Here is a 23207-nt window from a genome sequence, read left to right on the forward strand (position 1 = left end):
TCTAAGGTCTGGTTTAGAGACTTAGATATCGAGGAAGCGAACGTCCTTGGCATTGCGCTGGATGAAGCTCCTGCGCTGCTCGACGTCCTCACCCATGAGGATGGAGAAGATCTCGTCGGCGCGAGCCGCGTCCTCCAGGGTGACGCGCAGCATGAGGCGCTGGTCCGGGTTCATCGTGGTCTCCCACAACTCGTCGGCGTTCATCTCACCGAGACCCTTGTAGCGCTGGACCGGGTTGTCCTTGGGGAGCTTCCACCCCTTCGCCTCACCCTCGCGCTGCATGGCGTCCCGCTCGAGGTCGGAGTAGACGAACTGGTGCTCGTGCGGCTTGTTCCAGCGCAGGCGGAAGAGCGGGGGCTGGGCCATGTAGACGTAGCCCTGCTCGATCAGCGGCTTCATGAAGCGGAAGAGCAGCGTCAGCAACAGGGTGTTGATGTGGTGGCCGTCGACGTCGGCATCGGCCATCAGCACGACCTTGTGGTAGCGCAGCTTGTCGATGTCGAACTCTTCGTGGATGCCGGTGCCGAGCGCAGAGATGATCGCCTGGACCTCCTGGTTGCCCAGGACCCGGTCGATGCGCGCCTTCTCGACGTTGAGGATCTTGCCGCGGATCGGGAGGATGGCCTGGATGCGCGGGTCCCGGCCGGACTTGGCCGAGCCACCGGCGGAGTCACCCTCGACGATGAAGACCTCGCACTCGGCCGCGTTGGTCGACTGGCAGTCGGCCAACTTGCCCGGGAGACCGCCGCCGCCGAGCAGGCCCTTGCGACCGCGGGCCAGGTCGCGAGCCTTGCGGGCCGCGATCCGGGCCGACGCCGCCGCCTGACCCTTGCGGACGATGTCCTTGCCCTCGGCCGGGTTCTGCTCGAGCCAGGCACCGAGCTGGTCGTTGACCACGCGCTGGGTGAAGCCCTTGGCCTCGGTGTTGCCGAGCTTGGTCTTGGTCTGACCCTCGAACTGCGGGTCGCCCATCTTGATCGAGACGATGGCGGTCAGGCCCTCACGGATGTCGTCCCCGGAGACCCGGTCCTCCTTCTTCTTGATCAGGCCCCACTCCTCACCCCAGTGATTGACCAAGGAGGTCAGCGCGGAGCGGAAGCCCTCTTCGTGCGTGCCGCCCTCGGCCGTGTTGATCGTGTTGGCGAAGGTGTGCACCGACTCGGTGAAGGTGGTGTTCCACTGCATCGCCACCTCGAGGCTCATGTGCCGGTCGTCGCCCTTGGCGCCGAACTCGGCCGAGTCGGCCTCGAAGGAGATGACCGAAGGGTTGGCCTTGTCCTTGCGGCGGTTGAGGTGCTCGACGTAGTCGACGAGGCCGCGGTCGTACTTGAAGATCTGCTCGACGCCCCGGTCGGCGCGGTGGATCGCGTCCTTGCCGCTGGTGTCAACGGCGTCGACACCGTCCTCGATGATCTCGGCCAACTCCTCGGCGCTCTCGCGCTCGTCGGTGACGACGATCTCGAGACCCTTGTTGAGGAAGGCCATCTCGCGGATCCGGTTGGTGATCGTCTCGAGGTTGTAGTCAGTGGTCTCGAAGATCTCCTCCGAGGCCCACCAGGTGACGGCGGTGCCGTTGCGCTCACCCTCCTCGAGGGGGCGCACCTGCTCCAGCTCACCGTCGGGGACGCCGATGGTGAAGGACTGGCGCCACAGGTGGCCGCGGTTCTTGACCTCGACGATCAGGTGGCTCGACAACGCGTTGACGACCGAGACACCGACGCCGTGCAGACCACCGGAGACCTTGTAGCCGCCACCGCCGAACTTGCCGCCGGCGTGCAGGACGGTGAGCGCCAGCGTCACGGCCGGGATGTCCTGGCCGGGGGCGGTGCCGGTGGGGATGCCTCGGCCGTTGTCGGTGACCCTGACCGAGCCGTCGGCCTGGAGCGTCACCGTGATCCGGTCGCAGTGGCCGGCAAGTGCTTCGTCGACCGCGTTGTCCACGATCTCCCAGATCAGGTGGTGCAGTCCACGCTCGCCGGTCGAGCCGATGTACATGCCGGGACGCTTGCGGACGGCTTCGAGGCCTTCGAGGACCTGGATGGCGGAGGCGTCGTACTCACCGTTGCTGGCGGTGTTGCTGACCTTCGCCGCTGGGGCGGGGGCCTGGGGAGTCGACACTTCCTCGGTCTCGGTGACTTCTACGGCCGGGGTCTCAGCGCTCAACGCAGGTCCTTTTCCACTCGTCCGGTGCACCGCTGTGGCACACGTTCAAGGCCGCCGCATGAAGAGCCGGCGACCCGTCCACCAGTTTAGCGCCTCGAACAGCACTTTCCCCAGATCTGCGCTCAGCTGTGGAGGGACCATTTGCTTTGAAGGGCCTCAAGCGCTCCGGAACGGCTCCTCTGCAGGCCGATCAGGGGGTGGAATGACTCCCCACATGGCCCTACGGCTCCCAGATCGCCAGAGCGCGATTCCGGCGACCGGGCCGGGGTCGATCCGAAGAGCACCCTGTCGCTCAGCCGTACGTGTCGCGCGGTCCCCGCCCACCTGAGGAGCGCAGGCCCTTCTTCCACGACGGTCCGTGCGGCCCCAACACCTCGATGTGGACCACGGTCCCGTGTCCCAGCTCCTCGTTGAGACGCCGCACGATCGCCGGCGCGAGCAGCCGCAGTTGGGTGGCCCAGGCGGTGGAGTCGGTGCGCACGACCAGCTTGGCGTCCTCGAGCCCCTCAGGCGTGCAGTGGTCGGCCACCTCGGCACCCACCAGCTCGGCCCAGCGCCCGAAGACCCCCTGCACCCGCAGGTCCATCTCCCAGCCGCGGTTGACGACCAGGCGCTCCAGCATCGGCCCCAACTCCTGGGGGTCACGGTCGTCAGGGTGCGCGCCGGAGTACCGCGCGCGGCCGCGGGCCCGCGACTTGAAGGAGCCACCACCACCCGCGTACGACTTCTTGGCGGAGCCGCCGGGCCCTCGACCAGCCGCCCGGGCAGCGGCGCGCGCCAGGTCGAGACCGTCCGAAGCAGGCTCGATAGGGGAGTCTTCTGCTGCCGCGGCGGTCGGCTCATCGGTGGTCGCGCTCGCGTCGTCTGGTTCAGTCGACACGGGTCACCTCTCCCTCGGCCACGGTGAAACGGGTGCCTGCCAACGCCTCGGGCACGTCCTCACCCACCGCGGCGGTGATCAGCACCTGTTCGGCGCCGGCCACCAGAGCGGCCAACTGCTGGCGCCGCTCGGTGTCGAGCTCGGCGAAGACATCGTCCAGGATCAGGATCGGGTCATCCCCCTCCGAACGCAACAGGTCGTAGGAGGCGATCTTCAGAGCCAGCGCGAAGGACCACGATTCGCCGTGCGAGGCGTACCCCTTCACCGGCAGGCGCAACTCGCCGTTGCCCAGGGTCAGGGTGAGGTCGTCGCGGTGGGGCCCGACCAGGGTGACGCCACGGTCGAGCTCGTCGCGGCGCCGGGCCTCCAGCTCGAGCAGCAGCACCTGCCTCAACTGCTCGCGACTCGGCCGCTCCCCGGGGCCACCGGGCAACTCGATCGAGCCGCGGTAGTCGATCTCCGCGTCGTCGCGCGACGCGCCTCTCGCCACGGCGGCGTACGCCTTCCCGACGTACGGAGCCAGTGCGTCGACCAGGTCCAGTCGCTGCTCGAGGATCTCGGCGCCCAGGTCGACCAGGTGCGTGTCCCAGACCGACAACGTCGCGACCGCTCCCTCGCGGCTCGTGCTGCTGCCGCGCCGGCCACCCGCACTCTTGAGCAGGGAGTTGCGCTGCTTGAGGACGCGCTCGTAGTCGGCTCGTACGCCGGCCAGGCGCGGCGTACGCAGCACCAACAGGTCGTCGAGGAAGCGGCGCCGGTCGCTGGGGTCGCCCTTGACCAGCGTGAGGTCCTCGGGGGAGAACAGGACCGTACGCACCAGGCCCAGGAGCTCACGCGGTCGCGGCAGGGCGGAGCGGTTGATCCGAGCCCGATTGGCCCGGCCCTGGTTGAGCTCGACCTCGAGGGTGGCGGGGCGCTGGTCCTTGACGACGACGGCACGCACGATCGCCTGCTCGGCACCGGCTCGGATCAACGGCGCGTCGGTCGCGACCCGGTGCGAACCAAGTCGCGAGAGGTAGTCGATCGCCTCGACGAGGTTGGTCTTGCCCTGACCGTTGCGGCCGATGAAGGCCGTGACCCCGGGCTCGAGTTTGACGTCGACGTCGGCGTAGGAGCGGAAGTTGTGGAGCAGGAGATGCTGGACGTGCACTCGTGCTGCCTAGCTCTCCCCGGTCTCGGTGCCGGTGCCTGCGCCAGCCTCACGGGCCGCGGGAGCCTGCGCAGGGGCCTGCTCGGAACCCTGCTTGCCCTCGACGTCGCCGCCGGCAGGGGCCTCGGTCTGCACGGCGTGACCCCCGAACTGGTTGCGCATCGCAGCGATCGCCTTCATCGCGGGGGAGTCGTCCTGACGAGAGACGAAGCGGGCGAAGAGTGCGGCCGTGATGGCGGGGACCGCCACGGCGTTGTCGATCGCTGCCTCCACGGTCCAGCGACCTTCACCCGAGTCCTCGGCGTAGCCGCGGATCGAGGCCAGGCCCGGGTCGTCGTCGAGGGCGTTGACCATCAGGTCGAGCAGCCAGGATCGGATCACGGTGCCCTCACGCCAGGAGCGGAAGACCTCGGTCACGTTGTCGACCATGTCGACCTTCTCGAGCAGCTCCCAGCCCTCGGCGTACGACTGCATGATCGCGTACTCGATGCCGTTGTGGACCATCTTGGAGAAGTGACCGGCGCCCACCTTGCCGGCGTGCACGGCTCCGAACTCACCCTCGGGCCGCAGCGCGTCGAAGATCGGCTGCACCTTCTCCACGTCGTCGGCCTCGCCGCCGTACATGAGTGCGTAGCCGTTCTCCAGGCCCCAGACGCCGCCGGAGACTCCGCAGTCGACGTAGCCGATGTTCTTCTCGGCCAGCAGCGCGGCGTGGACCTGGTCGTCGGTCCAGCGCGAGTTGCCTCCGTCCACGACGACGTCGCCGGGGGAGAGCAACTCGGCCAGCTGGTTGATCGTGTCGTGGGTGGGACCGCCTGCGGGCACCATCACCCAGACGACCTTGGGGGAGTCGTCGCCACCCAACGCAGCGACCATCGACTCGATGGAGTCGACGTCACTGACGTCCGGATTGCGGTCGAATCCCACCACGGTGTGTCCAGCGCGACGGATCCGTTCGCGCATGTTCCCACCCATCTTGCCGAGGCCGACGAGTCCGAGATCCATCAGTTCATCCTCCGTGGGGTGGTGGTTGAGTCGACGTTCAGGAGAGCAGGCGCCTGGGCATCAGCAGGTAGCGGAAGGCGTTGGAGTCGCTGGCGTCGGTCGAGGAGATCACGACCGGCTTGTTGGCCTGGGTGAAGGAGAGGTCGATCTTCTCCCCCGCCAGGGCGCTGAGGCCGTCGAGCAGGTACGCCGGGTTGAAGCCCGTCACGATCTCGTCGCCGGTGATCTCGGCCGAGACAGCTTCGGTGGCCTGGGCCTCGTCGCCGGACTGGGAGTCCAGGATGATCTCGCCGTCGCCGAACTTCATCTGGACCGCCGTGTTGCGCTCGGCGACGAGGGCCACGCGCTTGACGGTGTCGATCAGCTCGGACTTGTTCACCGTCGCCACCGTGAGGTGCTCGGAGGGGAACAGGCTGCGCACCTTGGGGAAGTCACCGTCGAGGAGGCGTGTGGTGGTGCGTCGCAGACCGTCGGGGCTGGAGCCCTCGAAACCGATGATCCCGTCGCCGCCGGCAGGAGAGATCGAGATGGTGACGTCGCCGTTCAGGTTCTTCGCGGTGTCGCTGAGGACCTTGGCGGGCACGAGCGCGGCCAGCGAACTGTCGGTGTTGGCGGGACGCCAGGTCAGCTCGCGGTGGGAGAGCCGGAAGCGGTCGGTCGCGAGCAACGACATGCGTTCGCCCTCGATCTCGATGCGTACGCCGGTCAGGACCGGGAGCATGTCGTCGCGGCCGGCAGCGGTGACGGCCTGGGCGACGGCGTTCGCGAACTCGTCGCCACTGACGACGCCACTGGCGGGCGGCACCGACGGCAGCGTCGGGTAGTCCTCGACGGGCATCGTCTGGAGGCTGAAACGACCAGAACCGCACTTGAGCTCCAGCTTGGGGCCGGTCAGTTCGAAGTCGATGGGCTTCTGCGGAAGGCTGCGGCAGATGTCGGCCAGGAGTCGGCCACTGACCAGGACCCGACCGTCGCTGTCGACGTCGGCGCGCAACTCGGCGCGGGCGGAGGTCTCGTAGTCGAAGGCGGAGAGGACCAGGCCCTCGGCGCTCGCCTCGATCAGGAGGCCAGCGAGGACGGGAGCACTGGGACGCACGGGCAGGCTGCGAGCAGCCCACGCAACGGCGTCAGCGAAGACGTCGCGTTCGACGCGGAACTTCAACTTCGTTCCTCCGGATCTTGTTGTTCGCAGGCAGTGGTGGTGAATCCTGCCATGCGGCGGGTCAGGTTGTCGCTCCGACGTGAATGACAACCATGTACTTACCAACGCGCTGGAGAGGTTCTCCCCAGATCGTGGGCCGAGTGGTTTTCAACTGGGATTCGTCATGGATGGATGAGTGGTTGTCATAGGGCCTGTTGAAACTGTGGATAACCCGCATCCTTGCAGGTCAACTGGCTAGGAGCCGGTGCATGACGTGTGCACGCCACCTGTGCACGACCAAGGGCCCCTGTGCAGCGACCGAAGTTGTCCGAGTCCGCACTGATCCAACTGCACAAGGCTGTGCACGACGCGCCGAGGTTGAGCACAACCATTTCACAGGCTGCGAGGGGTTGGGATTCACCCCTGGCGTGCCTGCATCTTGATACGGCTGGTGACTTCGCTGACCTGGTTGAAGACCGCGCGGCGTTCGGCGAGGAGCTGGGTGATCTTGCGGTCGGCGTACATGACGGTCGTGTGGTCGCGCCCGAACTCCTTGCCGATCTGCGGCAGGGACATGGACGTGAGACCGCGGCAGAGGTACATCGCGATCTGGCGGGCCATCACCAGGTGGCGACCGCGACTGGGCCCGCAGAGGTCCTCGATGCTGACGCCGAAGTACGCCGCCGTCTGGGCGATGATCAACGGTGAGGTGATCTCCGGCTCGCCACCTTCGGGGATCAGGTCCTTGAGCACGATCTCGGCCAGGGTCATGTCGACCTCCTGGCGGTTGAGGTTCGCAAACGCCGTCACCCGGATCAGCGCACCCTCGAGCTCACGGATGTTGGTCTGGATCTTCGATGCGATGAACTCCAGCACGTCCGGCGGCGCGGTGAGCCGGTCCATCGCGGCCTTCTTGCGCAGGATCGCGATGCGGGTCTCGAGGTCGGGGGCCTGGACGTCGGTGATCAGGCCCCACTCGAACCGGTTGCGCAGCCTGTCCTCGAGCGCCTCGAGGAGCTTGGGGGGACGGTCGGAGGTCAGCACGATCTGCTTGTTGGCGTTGTGCAGCGTGTTGAAGGTGTGGAAGAACTCCTCCTGCGTCTGCGTCTTGCCCTCCAGGAACTGGATGTCGTCGATCAGCAGCACGTCGACGTCGCGGTACCGCCGCTTGAACCGGTCCTGGCGGTCGTCACGGATCGCGTTGATGAACTCGTTCGTGAACTCCTCCGAGGAGACGTACCGCACCTTGGCGCCGGAGTAGAGGGAACGCACGTAGTGGCCGATCGCGTGCAGCAGGTGGGTCTTGCCCAGTCCTGACTCGCCGTAGATCAGCAGTGGGTTGTACGCCTTGCCCGGCGCCTCGGCCACGGCCACTGCGGCGGCGTGGGGGAACCGGTTCGAGGAGCCGATGACGAAGGTGTCGAACGTGTACTTGGGGTTGAGCCTGGTCTCGAGCGAGGACGGCGGATGCATCTGGTTCGCCTGGTTCGCCGACGAGGCAGAGGTCGAGAAGGGACCGCGGTCGTCATAGGCGTCGTACGCCGGGGGCGGCGTCATCTCGATGACGTTGTCGCGGTTCCAGTCCTGCTCCGGGCTGGCGAAGCTGGTGGACTCCTCGATGGTGGGCATCGGGGTCGGATCCTGCTCCAGGGCCGGGTTGACCGTCACCGCGATCCTGATCTCGCGCCCGAAGCGGTCGGTCAGCGTCTCTTCCAGCTGGGCCCGGAGTCGACCTTCGAGTTGGCCGCGGGTGAAGTCGTTGGGGACCGCGATGATCGCGGTGTTCTCGTGGAGGGTGACGGGTTCACTGGCCCGCAACCAAGCTCTCTGATTGGGCTGCAGGTGGTCCACCACACTGCGCCACACCGTATTGAGATCCACTTGGTCGTGCTCCACTTCTTCCCCCATGTTTCTGTAGGTGCCGAAGTGTTGTGACCCCGGTTGAACGCATTGCATCCACAACCTTATTCACAGGTTGTGCATGTTGAACCAATCACGGGGCCGAGCTCCTCCGTGGGGACCGGAAAAGGCCATCGCTGGATGCTGAAGTCGCAGGTCAGAGCCGATTTTAGTCATATTGTGAGGCGCGTCACATAGGTGTGCACAACGGGGTTTTCAACCCCGGCCAGTCACGGCCCCGGACCACGAAAGTAACAACCTTGAGCGGGTCGCGGCAAGCAGTTGTCCACAGGGCAGCCTGCTGCGTGTCGCGTCCCACTGGACCGCGGGTTTGACCCTGCAAAGGGGCTCCGCGTACCGTTGCAAGGTCACCCGAGGTCCGCTCGTGGTCGACCGACGCCGCACGTTCACGGAAATTCACCCAGCGAGTGGGTGTGCCGTGGAAGGGCGGTGCCAGCCGAAAGCTGTGGCGCATCCCTTCGCCGGAGTGGACACCCGCACAAATAAGACACTGGAGAACTTTCGTGAGCAAGCGTACGTACCAGCCGAACAACCGTCGCCGTCACAAGGTGCACGGTTTCCGCCTGCGCATGCGCACCCGCGCCGGCCGCGCCATCCTCTCGGCGCGCCGCCGCAAGGGTCGCAGCGAAATCTCGGTCTGACAGCCGGCCACGGCCCAGCACCCGAGCAGGACAGCGTGCTTCCCCGGTCAGCTCGACTGACCGAAAGTGAGCGGTTCCGGCTCGCCGTACGACGCGGCACCCGAGCAGGGTCCCGTGCGTTGGTGCTCCACTGGCTGCCCAGCGACGACGTCGACGCTTCCCAGGTCGGCTTCGTGGTGAGCAAGGCAGTGGGAAATGCCGTGGTGCGCAACCGTGTGAAGCGACAACTTCGACACCTGACCCGGGAGCACCTCACGGAGCTCCCGGGTCGTGGTGTCCTCGTGGTTCGTGCCAACCCCTCTGCCGCCCGGGTTTCCCGCGTGGACCTGGAGAGGGACTTGGTCCTCGGACTCGGTCGCCTGCGATCGAGGGGCGAGTAAGTTGTGAAGTGGTTGTTGATCGGTCTCCTGAAGGTCTACCGGACCTTCATCAGTCCCCTCTACGGCCAGGTCTGCCGCTATCACCCGACGTGTTCGGCGTACGCGCTGGACGCCGTGACCGAGTACGGAAGCCTCAAGGGCTCCTGGCTCGCCGTACGACGACTGGCTCGCTGCCACCCTTGGGCGGCGGGCGGGTACGACCCCGTTCCACCCCGCAACACTGCGGACTCCACCCCTACTCGAGGAGCCTGAGTGATCGACTTCTTCGTCGGCATCGGCAGCGCCATCATGACGCCGCTCTACTACGTCATCTCCGTGGTGCTGGTTGGCTTCCACTCCCTGCTCGGCAAGGTGCTCGATCCGGCGGGTGGGGCCGCTTGGCTGCTCTCCATCGTGGGTCTGACCCTGCTCATCCGGGTGGCTCTGATCCCGCTCTTCGTGAAGCAGATCAAGTCGAGTCGCAACATGCAGTTGATCCAGCCCAAGGTCAAGGAGCTGCAGAAGAAGTACGGCCACGACCGTGAGCGGCTCGCCCAGGAGACCATGGCGCTGTACAAGGAGACCGGGACCAACCCGTTCGCCTCGTGCCTGCCGATCCTGCTGCAGATGCCGATCTTCCTGGCGCTCTTCCGTCTCCTCGACCAGGCAGCGGACCGCAAGGCCCACGGTGTCCTGACCCAGGAGTTGGCCACCCAGTTCGGTCAGGCAGAGCTCTTCGGCAAGATCCCGATCTCCTCGACGCTCATCAAGAGCGACGGCAACATGGGCGTCATCGTCATGGCTCTCATCCTGGTCCTGGCCATGACGGCCACGACCTTCCTGACCCAGCGTCAGTTGATGGCGAAGAACATGCCGGCCGACGCTCTCTCGGGCCCGTACGCGCAGCAGCAGAAGATGCTTCTCTACGTGCTCCCCGTGGTCTTCGCGGTCGGCGGTGTGGCCTTCCCGATCGGTGTCCTCATCTACTGGACCACCTCCAACGTGTGGACCATGGGCCAGCAGTTCTACGTGATCCGCAACAACCCCGCCCCGGGCACGCCGGCCGCACACGCCAAGCAGGAGCGCGAGGAGGCCAAGGCAGCCCGCAAGCGGGCACGCAAGGGTCTCCCCGAGGTTGCTCCCACGGAAGAAGAGCAGGCAGTCGCGGAGGAGCAGCACCGCACCGCACCGCGCCAGCAACCCAAGCGTCAGACGCGCTCCCAGCGCAAGAAGCGCTGATCCCAGTTGTCAGTGACGCCTCGGCGTCACACCTTCCCAACTCAGCAGGAGCAGTTGTGAGCGAGAACGAGAACGAGAACGACGTCGAGGCGACCAGCGACATCGACGCCCCCGCACGCCCGAGCAAGGTGGAGCGTCTCGAGGCAGAGGGCGACATCGCCGCTGACTATCTTGAGGAACTCCTCGACATCGCTGATCTGGATGGCGACCTGGACATGGATGTCGAGGGTGACCGGGCCTCGGTCTCGATCGTCGGCGCCGATCTCTCCATGTTGGTCGGGTCCGACGGTGAGGTCCTGGAGGCACTCCAGGAGCTGACGCGGTTGGCCGTCTACCGCGAGACCGGTGAACGTTCCAGGTTGATGCTCGACATCTCCGGACACCGGGCAGCCAAGCGGGAGCAGTTGGTGGAGTTGGCCGGTCGTCTGATCGCCCAGGTCCGCGAGACCGGCGAGCGCGTCGATCTCGAGCCGATGAGCTCGTTCGAGCGCAAGGTCGTGCACGATGAGGTCACGGCGGCGGGACTCGTCTCAGAGTCCGAGGGCGCCGAGCCTCGTCGTTACGTGGTGATCCTCCCCGCCTGATCACCAGTGGCGGAGTTTCACGTGAAACACTGCATCCATGAACGCTGACACACCCCCCTTGCCCTCCACTCCGGAGTCGGTGCGGGGGGTGTGCTCGTCTGAGCGTCTTCCCCTCATGGAGCAGTACGCCCAACTCCTGGCGACTGAGGCGGTGGTGCGTGGGCTGATCGGCCCGCGAGAGGTTCCTCGACTCTGGGACCGGCACATCGCCAACTCCGCGATCCTCACGACCGTCCTGCCCGCCGACAGTACGATCTGTGACATCGGGTCGGGTGCCGGTCTACCGGGTCTGGTCGTTGCCATCGCCCGCCCGGACCTCAGGGTGACTCTGGTCGAGCCGTTGCTGCGTCGGACCACCTTCCTGGACGAGGTGGTCGACACGTTGGGGCTCACCAACGTTGAAGTGGTGCGGGGGCGCGCGGATGCGTTGCACGGCACGCGCGCCTTCGACGTGGTGACGTCGCGTGCCGTCGCCCCGTTGCAGCGACTGCTCGGGTGGTCCATGCCGCTGGTTTCGGCGCATGGCGCCTTGATCGCCCTCAAGGGCTCCTCCATCGCAGAGGAGATCGAGACAGCCCGTCCGGTGCTGAAGACCTTCGGATGTGCCGAGCCAGAGGTTCTGGAGTTGGGTGCTGACGTGCTGGAGTCCATCACCCACGCCGTGAGGGTTTCGTGGGCTGATCCTTCCGCGCTACCGTTGCAACTGATCACGGGGGCCGCGGGCAAGAAGTCGTCGCGCGCCAGGAGCAAGAAGTCTTCGCAGCGTCGCGCACGTGTGTCCACCACGCGTGGTGCTGGGGACAACCGCAAGAGTTCTCGGGGTTGACGTGGGACCATGGTTCGTCCCTCGTGGGAGGGAGCCAGGGAGGGCCGGAAGGGGTCAACGGGTGGAGATCCACGACGAAGCCGACCCTGCGGTCGCTGAGTTATCCACCGATGAATCGACTCCCGCTGAGCGTGACTCTCCACAGGATGACCGGAGTTATGCACAGGGCGAGCTGCCGGAGGCGTCCGGCGTGTGGCGCTCCGCTGGTGCTACGACCCCACTGAATGGCGGTGCCGTTTCACGTGAAACGACGACCCACTTGGTGGATGCGCTGCTAGCCGTGCCGGCGGTGGAACCCCCTCCGGAGTCTGGCCGCCTGGCGCCTGTCGTGGATCCCTATGACGCCCTCTTCGGTTCGGCCTGGTCGGACACTCGTGGTGGTGCGGTAGGGCGTCCAACGGCAGATCTGGACGGCTCCTCGTCCTCGTTCGAAGAACTGAGCATCCAGACTGATGCGATTCATTCCCCCAGAGAGCGCGCCTCCGAGGCAGCGCCTGCAGTAGAAGTATCAGCGTCAGGAGAAGATCTGTTGTCCAGCAACGATGACCACATGGGCTCCGCTGCCGTGGCGCCTGTTTCACGTGGAACCAAAGTCCGCACGGCCGCTGACTTCGCGGAGAGTGGCAGCACCCCGTACGACGACAGCACTCCGTTGGCCAGGGCGGCCGAGCACGTCGTACGGGCTCGTCACGGGCAACTGGGCTTGAATGGGCCCGCGCGGCCCGACAAGACCCGCGTGATGGTCGTCGCGAATCAGAAGGGCGGTGTCGGCAAGACCACCAGCACGGTGAACCTCGCTGCGGCGCTCGCTCAACTGGGCCAGCGTGTGCTGGTCATCGACCTTGATCCTCAGGGCAACGCCTCCACAGCCCTCAACATCGAGCACCGACGAGGCGTTCCGTCCACCTATGACTTGTTGGTGGACGGTGCCAAGCTGGAGGAGGTCTCCACCGCTTGTCCAGATCTCCCGAATCTCCAGGTGGTCCCCGCGACCATTGACCTGGCGGGTGCCGAGATCGAACTCGTCAGCGTCGTTGCCCGTGAGTCGCGGTTGGACAGGGCCATCAAGGCCCATCCGCTCGTGGGCAGTGCGGAGGACGTCGGCGATGATCGACTGGACTTCGTCCTTGTTGACTGCCCGCCCTCGCTCGGGCTGCTCACGCTGAATGCCCTGGTCGCCGCCGAGGAAATGGTCATCCCGATCCAGGCTGAGTACTACGCCTTGGAGGGCTTGGGGCAATTGCTCGAGACCGTGGAAATGGTGCGCTCTCATCTGAACCAGCGTCTCAATGTCTCGACGATCCTGATGACCATGTATGACGCACGGACTCGCCTCGCCGCCAATGTCGCTTCCGAGGTCAGGGAGCACTTCGGAGACACGGTGTTGAAGACGATGGTCCCCCGCTCTGTGCGTGTCTCGGAGGCACCCTCCTACAGCCAGACCGTGATGACCTACGACCCGGCGTCTCCGGGTGCACTGTCGTACTTGGAAGCCGCACGCGAGATCGCCATCAAGGGGGCACCGAGTTCATGAGCGTCGATGGAAAGAACGCTGGCAGGCCTGGCACTCGTCGTGGGCTCGGGCGTGGCTTGGGTGCGCTGATCCCGACGTCACCCACGCGGGAGACTGATGTTTCCCGTGAAACAGGGCCACAGGTCGATGGTGACCTCGCGCCGGCGGCGCCCTCGAGCGCGGGGTTGGGTCCCAATTCGGGGCTCCGTGAGAGCGATTCTGATGGTTTTGGTCCCGGACTGACCGGCGACAACTCGGCTCAAAATGGCTCTGACAGAACTCCGTCCGAGGCGCCCACCCCCACGAATGTGGCTGGCGCGTACTTTCGGGAGTTGCCCATCGGGGCTGTCAGACCGAACCAGTGGCAACCGCGGCAGGTCTTCGAGGAGGAGGCTCTCGCCGAGTTGGTGCACTCGATCACCGAGGTGGGTCTGCTCCAGCCAGTGGTGGTGCGACCAGCAGGTGACGACACCTTCGAACTCATCATGGGTGAGCGCCGGTGGCGAGCCTCGCAAGAGGCGGGACTCGAGTTCATCCCGGCGATCGTGCGGGAAACCGATGACTCCGACATGTTGCGCGATGCGCTCCTGGAGAACCTCCACCGCTCACAGCTGAACCCCCTGGAGGAGGCTGCTGCGTATGGGCAGTTGTTGGAGGACTTCGGTTGCACACACGAGGAGCTTGCTCAGCGTATTGGTCGCTCTCGTCCACAGATCAGCAACACTCTCAGGCTGCTGAAGCTCAGTCCGGCGGTGCAGCGGCGGGTCGCAGCAGGCGTGATTTCGGCGGGTCACGCGCGAGCTCTGTTAGGTGTGGAAGACAGTGTCGTACAGGATCGTTTGGCCCAGCGGGTGGTGGCTGAGGGCATCAGCGTGCGGGCTCTTGAAGAGATCGTGGCAGTGGGAGATGTTGGGGATGGCGTTGATTCCCCGCGTGCTCCTAAGCGCCGTGCGCCCACTGCGCCAGGGTTGGTGGAGATTGCGGACCGTTTGTCGGACCGGTTCGAGACCCGGGTCAAGGTTGATCTCGGACGTTCGAAGGGCAAGATCACCGTGGAGTTCGCCTCCCTCGACGATCTTCAACGCATCATGACGTTGATGGCACCCACGGCCCAGGATGACCGTCTGCTCTGAGGACTGACTTCTTCGCTGCCCCAAGACAAGGACCGGGCATCTTCGCGGCCCAAGGACCGGTCACCTTCATGGTGTCCGGTCTTTGCGTTTCACGTGGAACCTATGGGAATGGCCGGCACGTTTGCGGAGCATGGCACGGGAATCGCGCGTGAATGGACTTCTGTGAGAGCCAATCTGAGCGAAGTGGCTCGAGCCCGCTCAGAGGCACATGGGCTCATTCCCAGCCCAGGGAACCGCCTCTTGACGTGTGAATGACGCCTGGACGTCAGGAGCCCACCCTCAACTGCTCGGTCAGCCAAAGATTCGGGTTCGTGCGGGTGGGCCTATGATGAGGACGGCGCAATATGTCGACAAAGCGGTAAACAGACATATCGGTATCGCGACAAAGCGGTTTGCCGCATGTTTCACGTGCAACATGCCACCGTGAGGCCGGCCCGGTCATGCAGCCATGGGACCCGACAGGCACCTTGGCGCCCTTCGCCTCGCACACTTGCCAGCCAGTCTGCGCAGACAGCCCGCAGCCCGCAGCCAGCCAGCGCAGACAGCCAGTCAGCGCAACCGACCGGCTGGCGAGGGAACTGGTCCGAGCACGACTGAACTCGGCCGCTACTTCTGCTTCTTGGCCCGCTTCTCCGCAGCCTTGGCGGCCTTGCGGCGCGCGCGCTCTCGCTTCTCCTCTTCGTCGAGGCGAGCCGCTTCTTCCAGAGTCGGGGCGCCTCCGCCGAACCGGGCGGGCAGCCACCATGAGCCCGGGGGCTGCTCCTCGGCGGGGTAGCCCGCGATCACTTCATCGAGCATCTCTGTCATGGCTGCGTGCAATTGTGCGGTCTCCCCGGCGGGGTCCTCGCCGGTGAACTGCATGGGTGCGCCTACGCGGATGTGGATCGTCTTGCCGCGCTTGAAGTCATTGGGGTGGTCCTTGGTCATCATGCGCTGGGTGCCCCAGACCACGACGGGGATGACCGGCACACCGGCAGTGGCGGCGATACGTACGGCGCCGTTCTTGAACTCCTTGAGCTCCATCGCGCGCGAGATGGTCGCCTCCGGGAAGATGCCCACCAGCTCGCCCTGCTTCAGCAGGTCAACAGCGTGATGGAACGACTCGATGCCGGAGCCGCGATCGACGGGGACGTGGTGCAGCGAGCGCATGATCGGACCGCCCACTGGATGGTCGAAGACTTCCTTCTTGGCCATGAAGCGCACCAGCCGCTTGCCAGCGGGCTGGGCGGCGAGTCCGCCGTACACGAAGTCGATGTACCCGATGTGGTTGTACGCCATCAACGCACCACCCTCACGGGGGATGTTCTCGTGCCCGGTGATGGTGATCTTCTGCCCGAGAATCCTGAAGAGCGCCTTGCAGGTCAGGATGACCGGGGGGTAGGTGATGTCGCGCATGGCTGCTGAAGCTCCTGGCTGGTGCGGAGAGGTGATCTTGCGAAGCCTAGAGCAGGGGCTTCATCGCAACGTCGCGAGGAAGTCCGCGATGCGGCCGATCGCCTCCTCGAGCACCTCCGCATCGGGCAGCGTGACCAGACGGAAATGGTCCGGCGCCGGCCAGTTGAAGCCGGTGCCATGGGTGACCAGGATCTTCTTGGCCCGCAGCAGGTCGAGCACGAACTCCTGGTCGTCCTTGATGTCGTAGACCTCGGGGTCGAGCCGTGGGAAACAGTAGAGCGCGCCGCGCGGCTTGACGTTGCTGACGCCAGGGATCTCGTTCAGGAGCCGGTGCGCGAGCATCGATTGCTCGTAGAAGCGTCCGCCCGGGCCGATGAACTCCTCGACCGACTGGTAGCCGCCCAGAGCTGTCTGGATCGCGTGCTGCGCGGGCACGTTGGCGCACATCCGCATGTTGGCGATGAGTGTCAGGCCCTCGAGGAAGTCGGTGGCGAGCTCCTTAGGCCCCGAGATCATCACCCACCCGGCGCGGTATCCACAGACCCGGTACGCCTTCGAGAGCCCCGAGAAGGTGAGGACGAGTACGTCGTTGTCGGCATACGTCGCGACGTGGTGGTGCTCGGCGTCCTCGAAGAGGATCTTCTCGTAGATCTCGTCGGCGAAGATCACCAGCTGGTGACGCCGGGCGATGTCGACGAGTCCCTTGACGGTCTCCTCGCTGTAGACCGCACCCGTGGGGTTGTTCGGGTTGATCACGACCAGCGCGTGCGTGTTCTCGGTGATCTTGGACTCGATGTCGGCGAGGTCAGGATTCCACCCGTCCTCCTCGTCGCAGACGTAGTGCACCGGGGTGCCACCGGACAGCGTCACTGCCCCGGTCCACAAGGGGTAGTCGGGAGCCGGGACGAGGACCTCGTTGCCGTCGTCGACGAACGCCTGGAGGACCATCGAGATCAACTCGGAGACGCCGTTGCCGATGAAGATGTCGTTGACGTGCACGTCGCGCAGACCGTGGGACTGGTAGTAGTTCATCACCGCCGTGCGGGCGGAGTAGATGCCGCGTGAGTCGCTGTAACCCTGGGACGCGGGGAGGTGACGGATCATGTCGGCGACGATCGCCTCTGGCGCCTCGAAGCCGAAGGGAGCCGTGTTGCCGATGTTGAGCTTGAGGATCCGGTGACCTTCGGCCTCCAGTCGCTGAGCCTCCACCAGGATCGGACCGCGGACGTCGTAACGGACGTTCTGAAGCTTCTTGCTCTGCTTGATCCGGCGCATGGACCCATTCTCTCAGGTTGCCAGCGGGCCTACCATCGAATAGCACGTGGCGTTGCTCGCGCCCGTACCGATCGGGAGGTCAGCCAGTGGCACGCCAGGTGATCAGCATGGACGCGTCCGACCTGCGCGCCTTCGCCGAGGCCGTTGAGCCTTGCCTGCGCTGGAAGTACGACCCGGTGACCGCCGCCCGGCTGCCCGACGCGGAACGACTCGACGCGCTCGAGGAGTGGGTGGCCCGAGTGCAGGAGGAGTGGGGAGCCTGCGGGCGAATGGTCGTCGTCGACGAGGTGCCGCTGGGCTACGTCCTCTACGCCCCCCCGGCGCACCTGCCCGGCCTGGGCGACGTGGCCACCGGACCTCCGTCGGCCGATGCGGTCGTGCTCGCTGAGATGTACGTGCTCCCCGAGGCGCGGAGGGCCGGTGTCGGGAAGTTGCTGGTGCACGCGGCGGCCAAGGACCTGGTGCTCCGCGAGGTGGCGGCCCTGGAGACCTTCGGCACGTACGCCGATGTGGCAGCGGCCGCAGAGACCGCAGAGACCGCCCCTCCCGGACGCACCGACCACCTGCTGCCGGTCGGCTTCCTGGAGTCCGTGGGCTTCGCCACGCACAGGACGCACAGCACCACCCCGCGGATGCGGATGGACCTCCGGGCCGCTCGATCCTGGATGGACGAGGTCGAGTTGGCTCTGGAGCGTCTGGTGGGTGCTGTGCGTCCGGTGATCAGGCCGAGGTTCAAACCACGGTTCAAGCCGGTGGCCAAGCCTCAGACCCGGAGCCTCAGATCAGGCCCTCGAGCTCCTTGAGGATGGCTGCCTTGGGGCGAGCGCCGACGATCGTCCGGACGACCTCGCCGCCCTGGTAGACATTGATCGTCGGGATGCCGGTCACGCGGTAGCTGGCCGGGGTGACCGGGTTCTCGTCGATGTTGAGCTTGACGAAGCTCATCTTGTCGCCGTGCTGGCCGGCGATCTCCTCGAGGACCGGGGCGACCTGACGGCACGGACCGCACCACTCGGCCCAGAAGTCCACGAGCACGGGCTTGTCGGACTTGAGGACGTCTGCCTCGAAGCTGGCATCGGTGACGGCTGAAAGATTGGACATCGGGTGATCCTTCCGAAAGATCGACGGTGAGACGCTGGTGGGCGGTCTCGAATGAGTCAACACCACGGCGGGGACATGTGTTCCCGACACGGCGATGGGAGATCAGGCCTGCTGGACCTCGGCGGCGACCGCCAGGGTCTCCTCGACCGGTCCGGCCGTGGAGGCCTCGTGGTCCAGGGCCGCGATGTAGCGCTCGGCGTCGAGCGCAGCGGCGCAACCGGTGCCGGCAGCGGTGATGGCCTGCTGGTAGTGGTGGTCGACCAGGTCACCGGCGGCGAAGACGCCGGGCAGGTTGGTGGCGGTCGAGGGGTGGTTGACCAGGACGTAACCGTCGTCGTCGACGTCGACCTGACCGGTGAGGAGCTCCGAGCGCGGGTCGTGACCGATCGCGATGAAGAGCCCGGTCACGGGAAGGTCGCGTGTCTCGCCGGTGACGGTGTCGCGCAGCACGACGCCCTCCAGCTTCTCCTCACCCTTGATCTCGGCGATCTCGGAGTTCCAGACGACCTCGAGCTTGGGGTCGGCGAGCGCGCGCTCCTGCATGATCTTGGAGGCGCGCAACTCGTCGCGACGGTGGATCAGGTGCACCTTGGAGGCGAAGCGGGTCAGGAACGTGGCCTCCTCGAGCGCGGAGTCACCGCCACCCACGACCGCGATCTCCTGCTCCCGGAAGAAGAAGCCGTCGCAGGTCGCGCACCACGAGACGCCGCGACCGGAGAGCGCGTCCTCGCGGGGCAGGCCGAGCTTGCGGTAGGCCGAGCCGGTGGCCAGGATCACGGCGCGGGCGGTGAAGGTGCCGTCGTAGGTCTTCACGACCTTGACGGGGCCGGTCAGGTCGACCTCGGTCACGTCGTCGGTGACCAGCTCGGCGCCGAACCGCTCGGCCTGGGCGCGCATCTCGTCCATCAGGGCGGGGCCCATGATTCCGTCGCGGAAGCCGGGGAAGTTCTCCACCTCGGTGGTGTTCATCAGGGCACCACCCGCGGTCACCGAACCCTCGAAGACCAGCGGGTTGAGCCCGGCGCGGGCGGCGTACACGGCGGCCGTGTAACCGGACGGCCCGGAGCCGATGATGATGACGTTGCGGGGCGAGGTCTCGCTCATGGTCCGTGGAACTCCCTGGTCGCTCGGGTGAGGTGCGGGTCGGCGGCATCAGGCTCACGCGTGTGAGCGACGCCGACTGCACAACAGATCGTAGGCGCTGGGTGTTCCCCGAAACACCCTCCGTCGACGCGGGGAGACGACTCAGGGCTGGGGCACCACGAACTGGACCACCTCGCGACTCGTCCTGTTCATCTCGACGTCACCATCATCTTGACCGTCACCCTCACTCCCGCAGGTCACGACCCGAGCCAGGACCGAGTCGTCCTCGAGTCCGGTGAGCACCAGCACGGCGGGTCGGCCGTCGTACGTCGCGGGGTGCACCTCGCCGTCACCGGGCTCCTCGCAGGTCAGTGGCGCTGCCGCGTTGTTGGAGAATGGCTCCCGGGTGCGGGCCATCGAGCCCTCCGGTTCGCTCGAGTCCTCGGCGTCGGCGCGTTGGCCCCTGAGTGGGACCACGGCCGGGGTCTCGACCGGCTCGTCGAGACCGGCGACATAGGCCGCGACGGCCTCTTCGGCCGACGCCGCACGCAGGGTCAGAGGACCTTGCTGCTCCAGGTCGCTCACGCGCTGGTCCGTGGATGCCACCGACCCGCGGTCCGCGGCGTCGGGACCGAGCAGTGTCGGCAGCGCGACGCCGGCCGCGACCACCAACGCCGCCGCGGCCCCCAGGCCCACCAGCAGACGACGTCGACGGCGACTGCGTACGGCGGCCAGGTCGGCGACCACTGCGGGCTCCACGCGCTCCACGGGTCCCAGGTGCTCCACGTGCTCGGTGGGTGAGGATGCAGCGCGCTCGGCGATCAGCCCGGCCAAGGTCTGGTCCAGCCGGGCGACCACGTGGTCGGGCGTCGGCGTTTCGGCGCGCGTGTCGGCCAGGAGTCGGCGGACGAAGTCGTCGGTCTCCGGATCCAGCTCGGCGTCCACCACTGGCTCGGCTGGCTCGACGAGGGGCTCCGACTCGTGACCCCGGGTCGGGTCGTCGTGGTCGTCACGGGCGTCGTTCACTGACTCCTCCTTCCTGCTCCGGTGATGGGACGTACGCCGCGGCGGCGGGGTTCCCCACGAGTGGCTCCGGCTCGGGGGGTCGAGGCGGCGGCTGTGCCGGCAGCGACGACGGCGGCGGACGCAGCACAGCAGCCAACTTGGCCCGACCGCGCGAACAACGCGACTTCACCGTGCCGACCGGACACCCGAGGACCTCGGCGGCCTCGGCGACCGTGAAGCCCTCCATGTCGACCAGCACCAGCGCGGCGCGGTGCTCGGGAGGCAGCGCCGCCAGAGCCCGCAGGAGCGTACGGCGTTGCTCGCCGACGACCACCAGCTCGGCGGGGTCTGCCGGCGCGGAGCGGTCCCGCCCGCCCCCCGTGGGGCCCGAGCCAGCCGCCCGGTCGAGGTCGTCGGGAAGGGGATCGGCGGCCCGCACCTTGAGGTGGCGCAGCCGGTCGAGGCAGGCGTTCACGACGATGCGGTGCAGCCAGGTCGTCACCGATGACTGACCCCGGAAGCCGTCCGCGCGCCGGAAGGCGGAGATCATGGCGTCCTGCAACGCGTCCGCCGCGTCCTCAGGGTTGCCCGCGGTGCGCAGGGCCACCGCCCAGAGTCGGTCCCGGTGCCGGGCGAAGAGCAGTCCGAAGGCCTCGGGGTCACCGGCCACGTGGGCAGCCAGCAGCGCGGCGTCGGCCTGTGCAGCCGCGCCCGCCTCGGGCGTGCTCACCCGAAGACCTCGACCTCGGCGATCCCACCGCGGAAGCCGCCCTCGCCGCGCGGCACCTTCGTCAGCCACACGGTCACGTAGCGGCCCGTCACGGTGTCGTCCAGAGTCACGGTGAGGATGTCCTCACCAGCGGAGGCGCCCACCGGATCCAGGCCTTCGACGGAGTCCGGCGCGTCGTCGGTCACGAAGACCTGGGCCGCGGTCTCACCGCCGACAGCGGTGATCTGGAGTTGGCGTACGGCCCGGGCCTCCCCAAGGTCCAGCACCAACCCGACGCCCTCCTTCAGCCCGCCGGGGCCGAACTGCTGGTCGTACGTCTGGGTCGACCAGACCGTCTCGGGGTCACCGTCGACGGCCTTCGGTGCGTCCTCGGGGTACTCCTCGGGCGGATCACCCTGGGGGTCGAAGTCCGTCGCCTCGATCTCGAACGCCTCACCGGAGGGTGACTGGTCCGCTGACGGTGGAGTCGACGCGTCGTCCGCGGGCGGGTTGGTCCCGTTGCCGGCGCCGAGTTGGAAGAGCGCGACGATGGTCAGCAGCAGCAGGGCCGCGACCCCGATGATCCAGGCGAGCCGCAACCAGGAGCGTCCCGGTACGGGGTCGGTCACCGCCGGCAGGCCACCGGATCCGGTGCCGGACCCGTTGCTGGTGTCGCTGTCGCGCCCGGTGCTGGTGTCCCAGGGCCAGTAGTCGTCGCCGTGGCCGGGGTCGTGGACCGTACGGCCCGGACGGGCACGGCGTACGGGCACTCCCTCACCGGGGGTGGGAGCGAACAGGGGCCGCTCCTGGGGCTTCTCGAACTCTGGCGGTGGCGGCGGCTTGTGGGCACGGGCGCGCAGCCACTCGACGTCCTCGTCACCCTCGTGGAAGACGGGCATCCCCGCCTCGGTGGGCAGGTCGGGGACAGCGGTCGAGGCGACAGTTGTTGAGTCCACTGCGGGCGACTCCACCGCGGGCGAGGCCACAGCGGTGGTCTCCTCGTCGCCCCGGTCGCCCTGGTCGCCCTGGTCGCCCTGGTCGCCCTGGTCGCCCTCGTCGCCCTGGTCGCCCTGGTCGTCCTCGGGCAGGATCTCGGCCCGCGACCACTGGAGTTCCGGTGACAAACCGGCGGCCACCCGCTGCTCGGGTGAGAGCGCATACGGCGGGGTCACCAGCGGCGCGCCGGTCATGACCGAGTGCCCGTTGCCGTCGTTGGGGTCACCCAGGAACTCCTCGAGCGCCTCACGCACCCCCGCAGCGGTGCTCAGGTCGTGCTCGGTGCGCTGGCCGAGCATCACGCCCAGCCCCAGCGAGCGCGAGTGGTGAGGGGCGCCGAGCAGCATCTCCTCGCAGATCTGGTCCAGCGCGCGAGGGATCCCCGCGCGGACCTGACGGGGACGCAGCAACTTGCCGTTCTCACGGGGAGGGGGCAGGACGACCGACTCACCGGGGCCGGGCCACTTGGCGGTGAGGCAGGCGTACAGCAGGGAGCCCAGGTGGGTGACGTCCTCCTCCTGCCGGTGGGCGGGCACGCCGTGCAGTGCCGCGTCGACCGCGAGGCCGATGATCCGGACCTGACCGTTCTCGTCGAGGAGGACGTGCTCGGGGAGCAACTGGTCGTGGGTGACGCCTGCGGCGTGGGCGGTCGCGATGGTGTCGGCGACCTCGGCCACCACCCAGGCGGAGCGGGCGGGAGTGAGCGGGCCGTCCGTGGTGAGGGCCAGGTCCAGGGACTTGCCCTGCCCCCACTCGTTGACGACGTAACAGACCTTGTCGGTGAGGTCGGCGTCCAGCACGCGCAGGTTGCGACGGTCGTCTAGGCGGGCAGAGCGCCGTGCCGCGTCCATGAGGTCGACGGCACGGGGGTCGTCGGAGGCGATCAGGTGGATCGCGACGGTGCGTTCGAGGATCTCGTCGTGAGCCCGCCAGAACCAGCCACCCTCGGCCTCGGCGAGCAGGTCGACCATCCGGTAGCGGTCAGCCAGGACCTCCCCGGCTCGGATCGAGGCAGCCACGACGCATCCGCCTCCCGTTCCTTGCCCCTTCCGGGCGCTGCCGGGCCCCGGTGTGGGGCTGTGCAAACCA

22 protein-coding genes are annotated in these 23207 nt (G+C 67.0%); 9 read left to right on the forward strand and 13 right to left on the reverse strand.

Annotated elements, in window-relative coordinates; genetic code table 11:
• Window positions 1–21: 21 nt before the first annotated feature.
• From gyrB to dnaA, 6 genes are all read right to left on the reverse strand, one after another.
• Complete coding sequence (gyrB, locus tag DNK52_RS07905; protein WP_110240646.1) at window positions 22–2118, reverse strand: DNA topoisomerase (ATP-hydrolyzing) subunit B; 2097 nt, start codon at window positions 2116–2118, stop codon at window positions 22–24.
• A 337-nt stretch (window positions 2119–2455) separates the two neighbouring features.
• On the reverse strand, window positions 2456–3043 hold the full coding sequence (locus tag DNK52_RS16285; RefSeq protein WP_239455450.1) for a DciA family protein: 588 nt from the start codon (window positions 3041–3043) through the stop codon (window positions 2456–2458).
• The gene (gene recF, locus DNK52_RS07915) at window positions 3033–4193 is read right to left on the reverse strand and encodes a DNA replication/repair protein RecF (protein WP_110240419.1); all 1161 of its coding nucleotides are present in this window, start codon (window positions 4191–4193) and stop codon (window positions 3033–3035) included. The genes DNK52_RS16285 and recF overlap by 11 nt, the downstream gene beginning before the upstream one ends.
• Window positions 4194–4202: 9 nt before the next feature.
• A complete protein-coding gene (gene gnd / locus DNK52_RS07920) occupies window positions 4203–5198 on the reverse strand; it encodes a phosphogluconate dehydrogenase (NAD(+)-dependent, decarboxylating) (protein WP_110240420.1) in 996 nt (331 codons plus the stop codon).
• Window positions 5199–5235: 37 nt separating this feature from the next.
• Window positions 5236–6360, reverse strand: a complete 1125-nt coding sequence (gene dnaN / locus DNK52_RS07925; RefSeq protein ID WP_110240421.1) for a DNA polymerase III subunit beta — start codon at window positions 6358–6360, stop codon at window positions 5236–5238.
• Between the two features lie 396 nt (window positions 6361–6756).
• Complete coding sequence (dnaA, locus tag DNK52_RS07930; protein WP_110240422.1) at window positions 6757–8247, reverse strand: chromosomal replication initiator protein DnaA; 1491 nt, start codon at window positions 8245–8247, stop codon at window positions 6757–6759.
• A gap of 515 nt (window positions 8248–8762) precedes the next feature.
• Between dnaA and rpmH the strand changes: the two genes are divergently transcribed.
• The 8 genes from rpmH to DNK52_RS07970 all read left to right on the forward strand — a co-directional run bounded on the left by rpmH (window position 8763) and on the right by DNK52_RS07970 (window position 14554).
• Window positions 8763–8900, forward strand: a complete 138-nt coding sequence (gene rpmH, locus DNK52_RS07935; RefSeq protein WP_110240423.1) for a 50S ribosomal protein L34 — start codon at window positions 8763–8765, stop codon at window positions 8898–8900.
• A 35-nt stretch (window positions 8901–8935) separates the two neighbouring features.
• The gene (rnpA, locus tag DNK52_RS07940; protein ID WP_110240424.1) at window positions 8936–9280 is read left to right on the forward strand and encodes a ribonuclease P protein component; all 345 of its coding nucleotides are present in this window, start codon (window positions 8936–8938) and stop codon (window positions 9278–9280) included.
• Between the two features lie 3 nt (window positions 9281–9283).
• Entirely contained in the window at window positions 9284–9532 is a 249-nt protein-coding gene (gene yidD, locus DNK52_RS07945; RefSeq protein WP_110240425.1) for a membrane protein insertion efficiency factor YidD, read from the forward strand.
• A gap of 36 nt (window positions 9533–9568) precedes the next feature.
• Window positions 9569–10498: a membrane protein insertase YidC gene (gene yidC / locus DNK52_RS07950; protein WP_239455468.1), complete on the forward strand. Its 930-nt coding sequence runs from the start codon at window positions 9569–9571 to the stop codon at window positions 10496–10498.
• Window positions 10498–11082, forward strand: a complete 585-nt coding sequence (locus DNK52_RS07955) for a Jag family protein (protein WP_476703536.1) — start codon at window positions 10498–10500, stop codon at window positions 11080–11082. Before yidC ends, DNK52_RS07955 begins: the two co-directional genes overlap by 1 nt.
• Window positions 11083–11119: 37 nt before the next feature.
• Entirely contained in the window at window positions 11120–11908 is a 789-nt protein-coding gene (gene rsmG / locus DNK52_RS07960) for a 16S rRNA (guanine(527)-N(7))-methyltransferase RsmG (RefSeq protein ID WP_110240427.1), read from the forward strand.
• A gap of 61 nt (window positions 11909–11969) precedes the next feature.
• Window positions 11970–13442: a ParA family protein gene (locus tag DNK52_RS07965; protein ID WP_338036724.1), complete on the forward strand. Its 1473-nt coding sequence runs from the start codon at window positions 11970–11972 to the stop codon at window positions 13440–13442.
• A gap of 287 nt (window positions 13443–13729) precedes the next feature.
• Complete coding sequence (locus DNK52_RS07970) at window positions 13730–14554, forward strand: ParB/RepB/Spo0J family partition protein (protein WP_420812345.1); 825 nt, start codon at window positions 13730–13732, stop codon at window positions 14552–14554.
• Between the two features lie 606 nt (window positions 14555–15160).
• Here the strand turns inward: DNK52_RS07970 and DNK52_RS07975 are convergent.
• Window positions 15161–15949, reverse strand: coding sequence for a lysophospholipid acyltransferase family protein (locus DNK52_RS07975; RefSeq protein ID WP_110240429.1), 789 nt, complete (start codon window positions 15947–15949; stop codon window positions 15161–15163).
• A 60-nt stretch (window positions 15950–16009) separates the two neighbouring features.
• Complete coding sequence (locus DNK52_RS07980; protein WP_110240430.1) at window positions 16010–17224, reverse strand: pyridoxal phosphate-dependent aminotransferase; 1215 nt, start codon at window positions 17222–17224, stop codon at window positions 16010–16012.
• Between the two features lie 107 nt (window positions 17225–17331).
• On the opposite strand from DNK52_RS07980, the gene DNK52_RS07985 reads away from it, so the two are divergent.
• The gene (locus DNK52_RS07985; RefSeq protein ID WP_162598687.1) at window positions 17332–18027 is read left to right on the forward strand and encodes a GNAT family N-acetyltransferase; all 696 of its coding nucleotides are present in this window, start codon (window positions 17332–17334) and stop codon (window positions 18025–18027) included.
• On the opposite strand, the gene trxA is transcribed toward DNK52_RS07985, so the two are convergent.
• The 5 genes from trxA to DNK52_RS08010 all read right to left on the reverse strand — a co-directional run bounded on the left by trxA (window position 18002) and on the right by DNK52_RS08010 (window position 23137).
• Window positions 18002–18325: a thioredoxin gene (trxA, locus tag DNK52_RS07990; protein WP_110240432.1), complete on the reverse strand. Its 324-nt coding sequence runs from the start codon at window positions 18323–18325 to the stop codon at window positions 18002–18004. The two genes, DNK52_RS07985 and trxA, sit on opposite strands and share 26 nt — an antisense overlap.
• 102 nt (window positions 18326–18427) lie before the next feature.
• Complete coding sequence (gene trxB / locus DNK52_RS07995; protein ID WP_110240433.1) at window positions 18428–19429, reverse strand: thioredoxin-disulfide reductase; 1002 nt, start codon at window positions 19427–19429, stop codon at window positions 18428–18430.
• A gap of 141 nt (window positions 19430–19570) precedes the next feature.
• On the reverse strand, window positions 19571–20434 hold the full coding sequence (locus DNK52_RS08000; RefSeq protein ID WP_110240434.1) for a hypothetical protein: 864 nt from the start codon (window positions 20432–20434) through the stop codon (window positions 19571–19573).
• On the reverse strand, window positions 20418–21143 hold the full coding sequence (sigM, locus tag DNK52_RS08005) for an RNA polymerase sigma factor SigM (RefSeq protein WP_110240435.1): 726 nt from the start codon (window positions 21141–21143) through the stop codon (window positions 20418–20420). Before sigM ends, DNK52_RS08000 begins: the two co-directional genes overlap by 17 nt.
• Entirely contained in the window at window positions 21140–23137 is a 1998-nt protein-coding gene (locus DNK52_RS08010; RefSeq protein ID WP_110240436.1) for a protein kinase family protein, read from the reverse strand. Before DNK52_RS08010 ends, sigM begins: the two co-directional genes overlap by 4 nt.
• Window positions 23138–23207 lie beyond the last annotated feature (70 nt).

The organism is Nocardioides gilvus, from assembly GCF_003194605.1.
GTDB lineage: Bacteria > Actinomycetota > Actinomycetes > Propionibacteriales > Nocardioidaceae > Nocardioides > Nocardioides gilvus.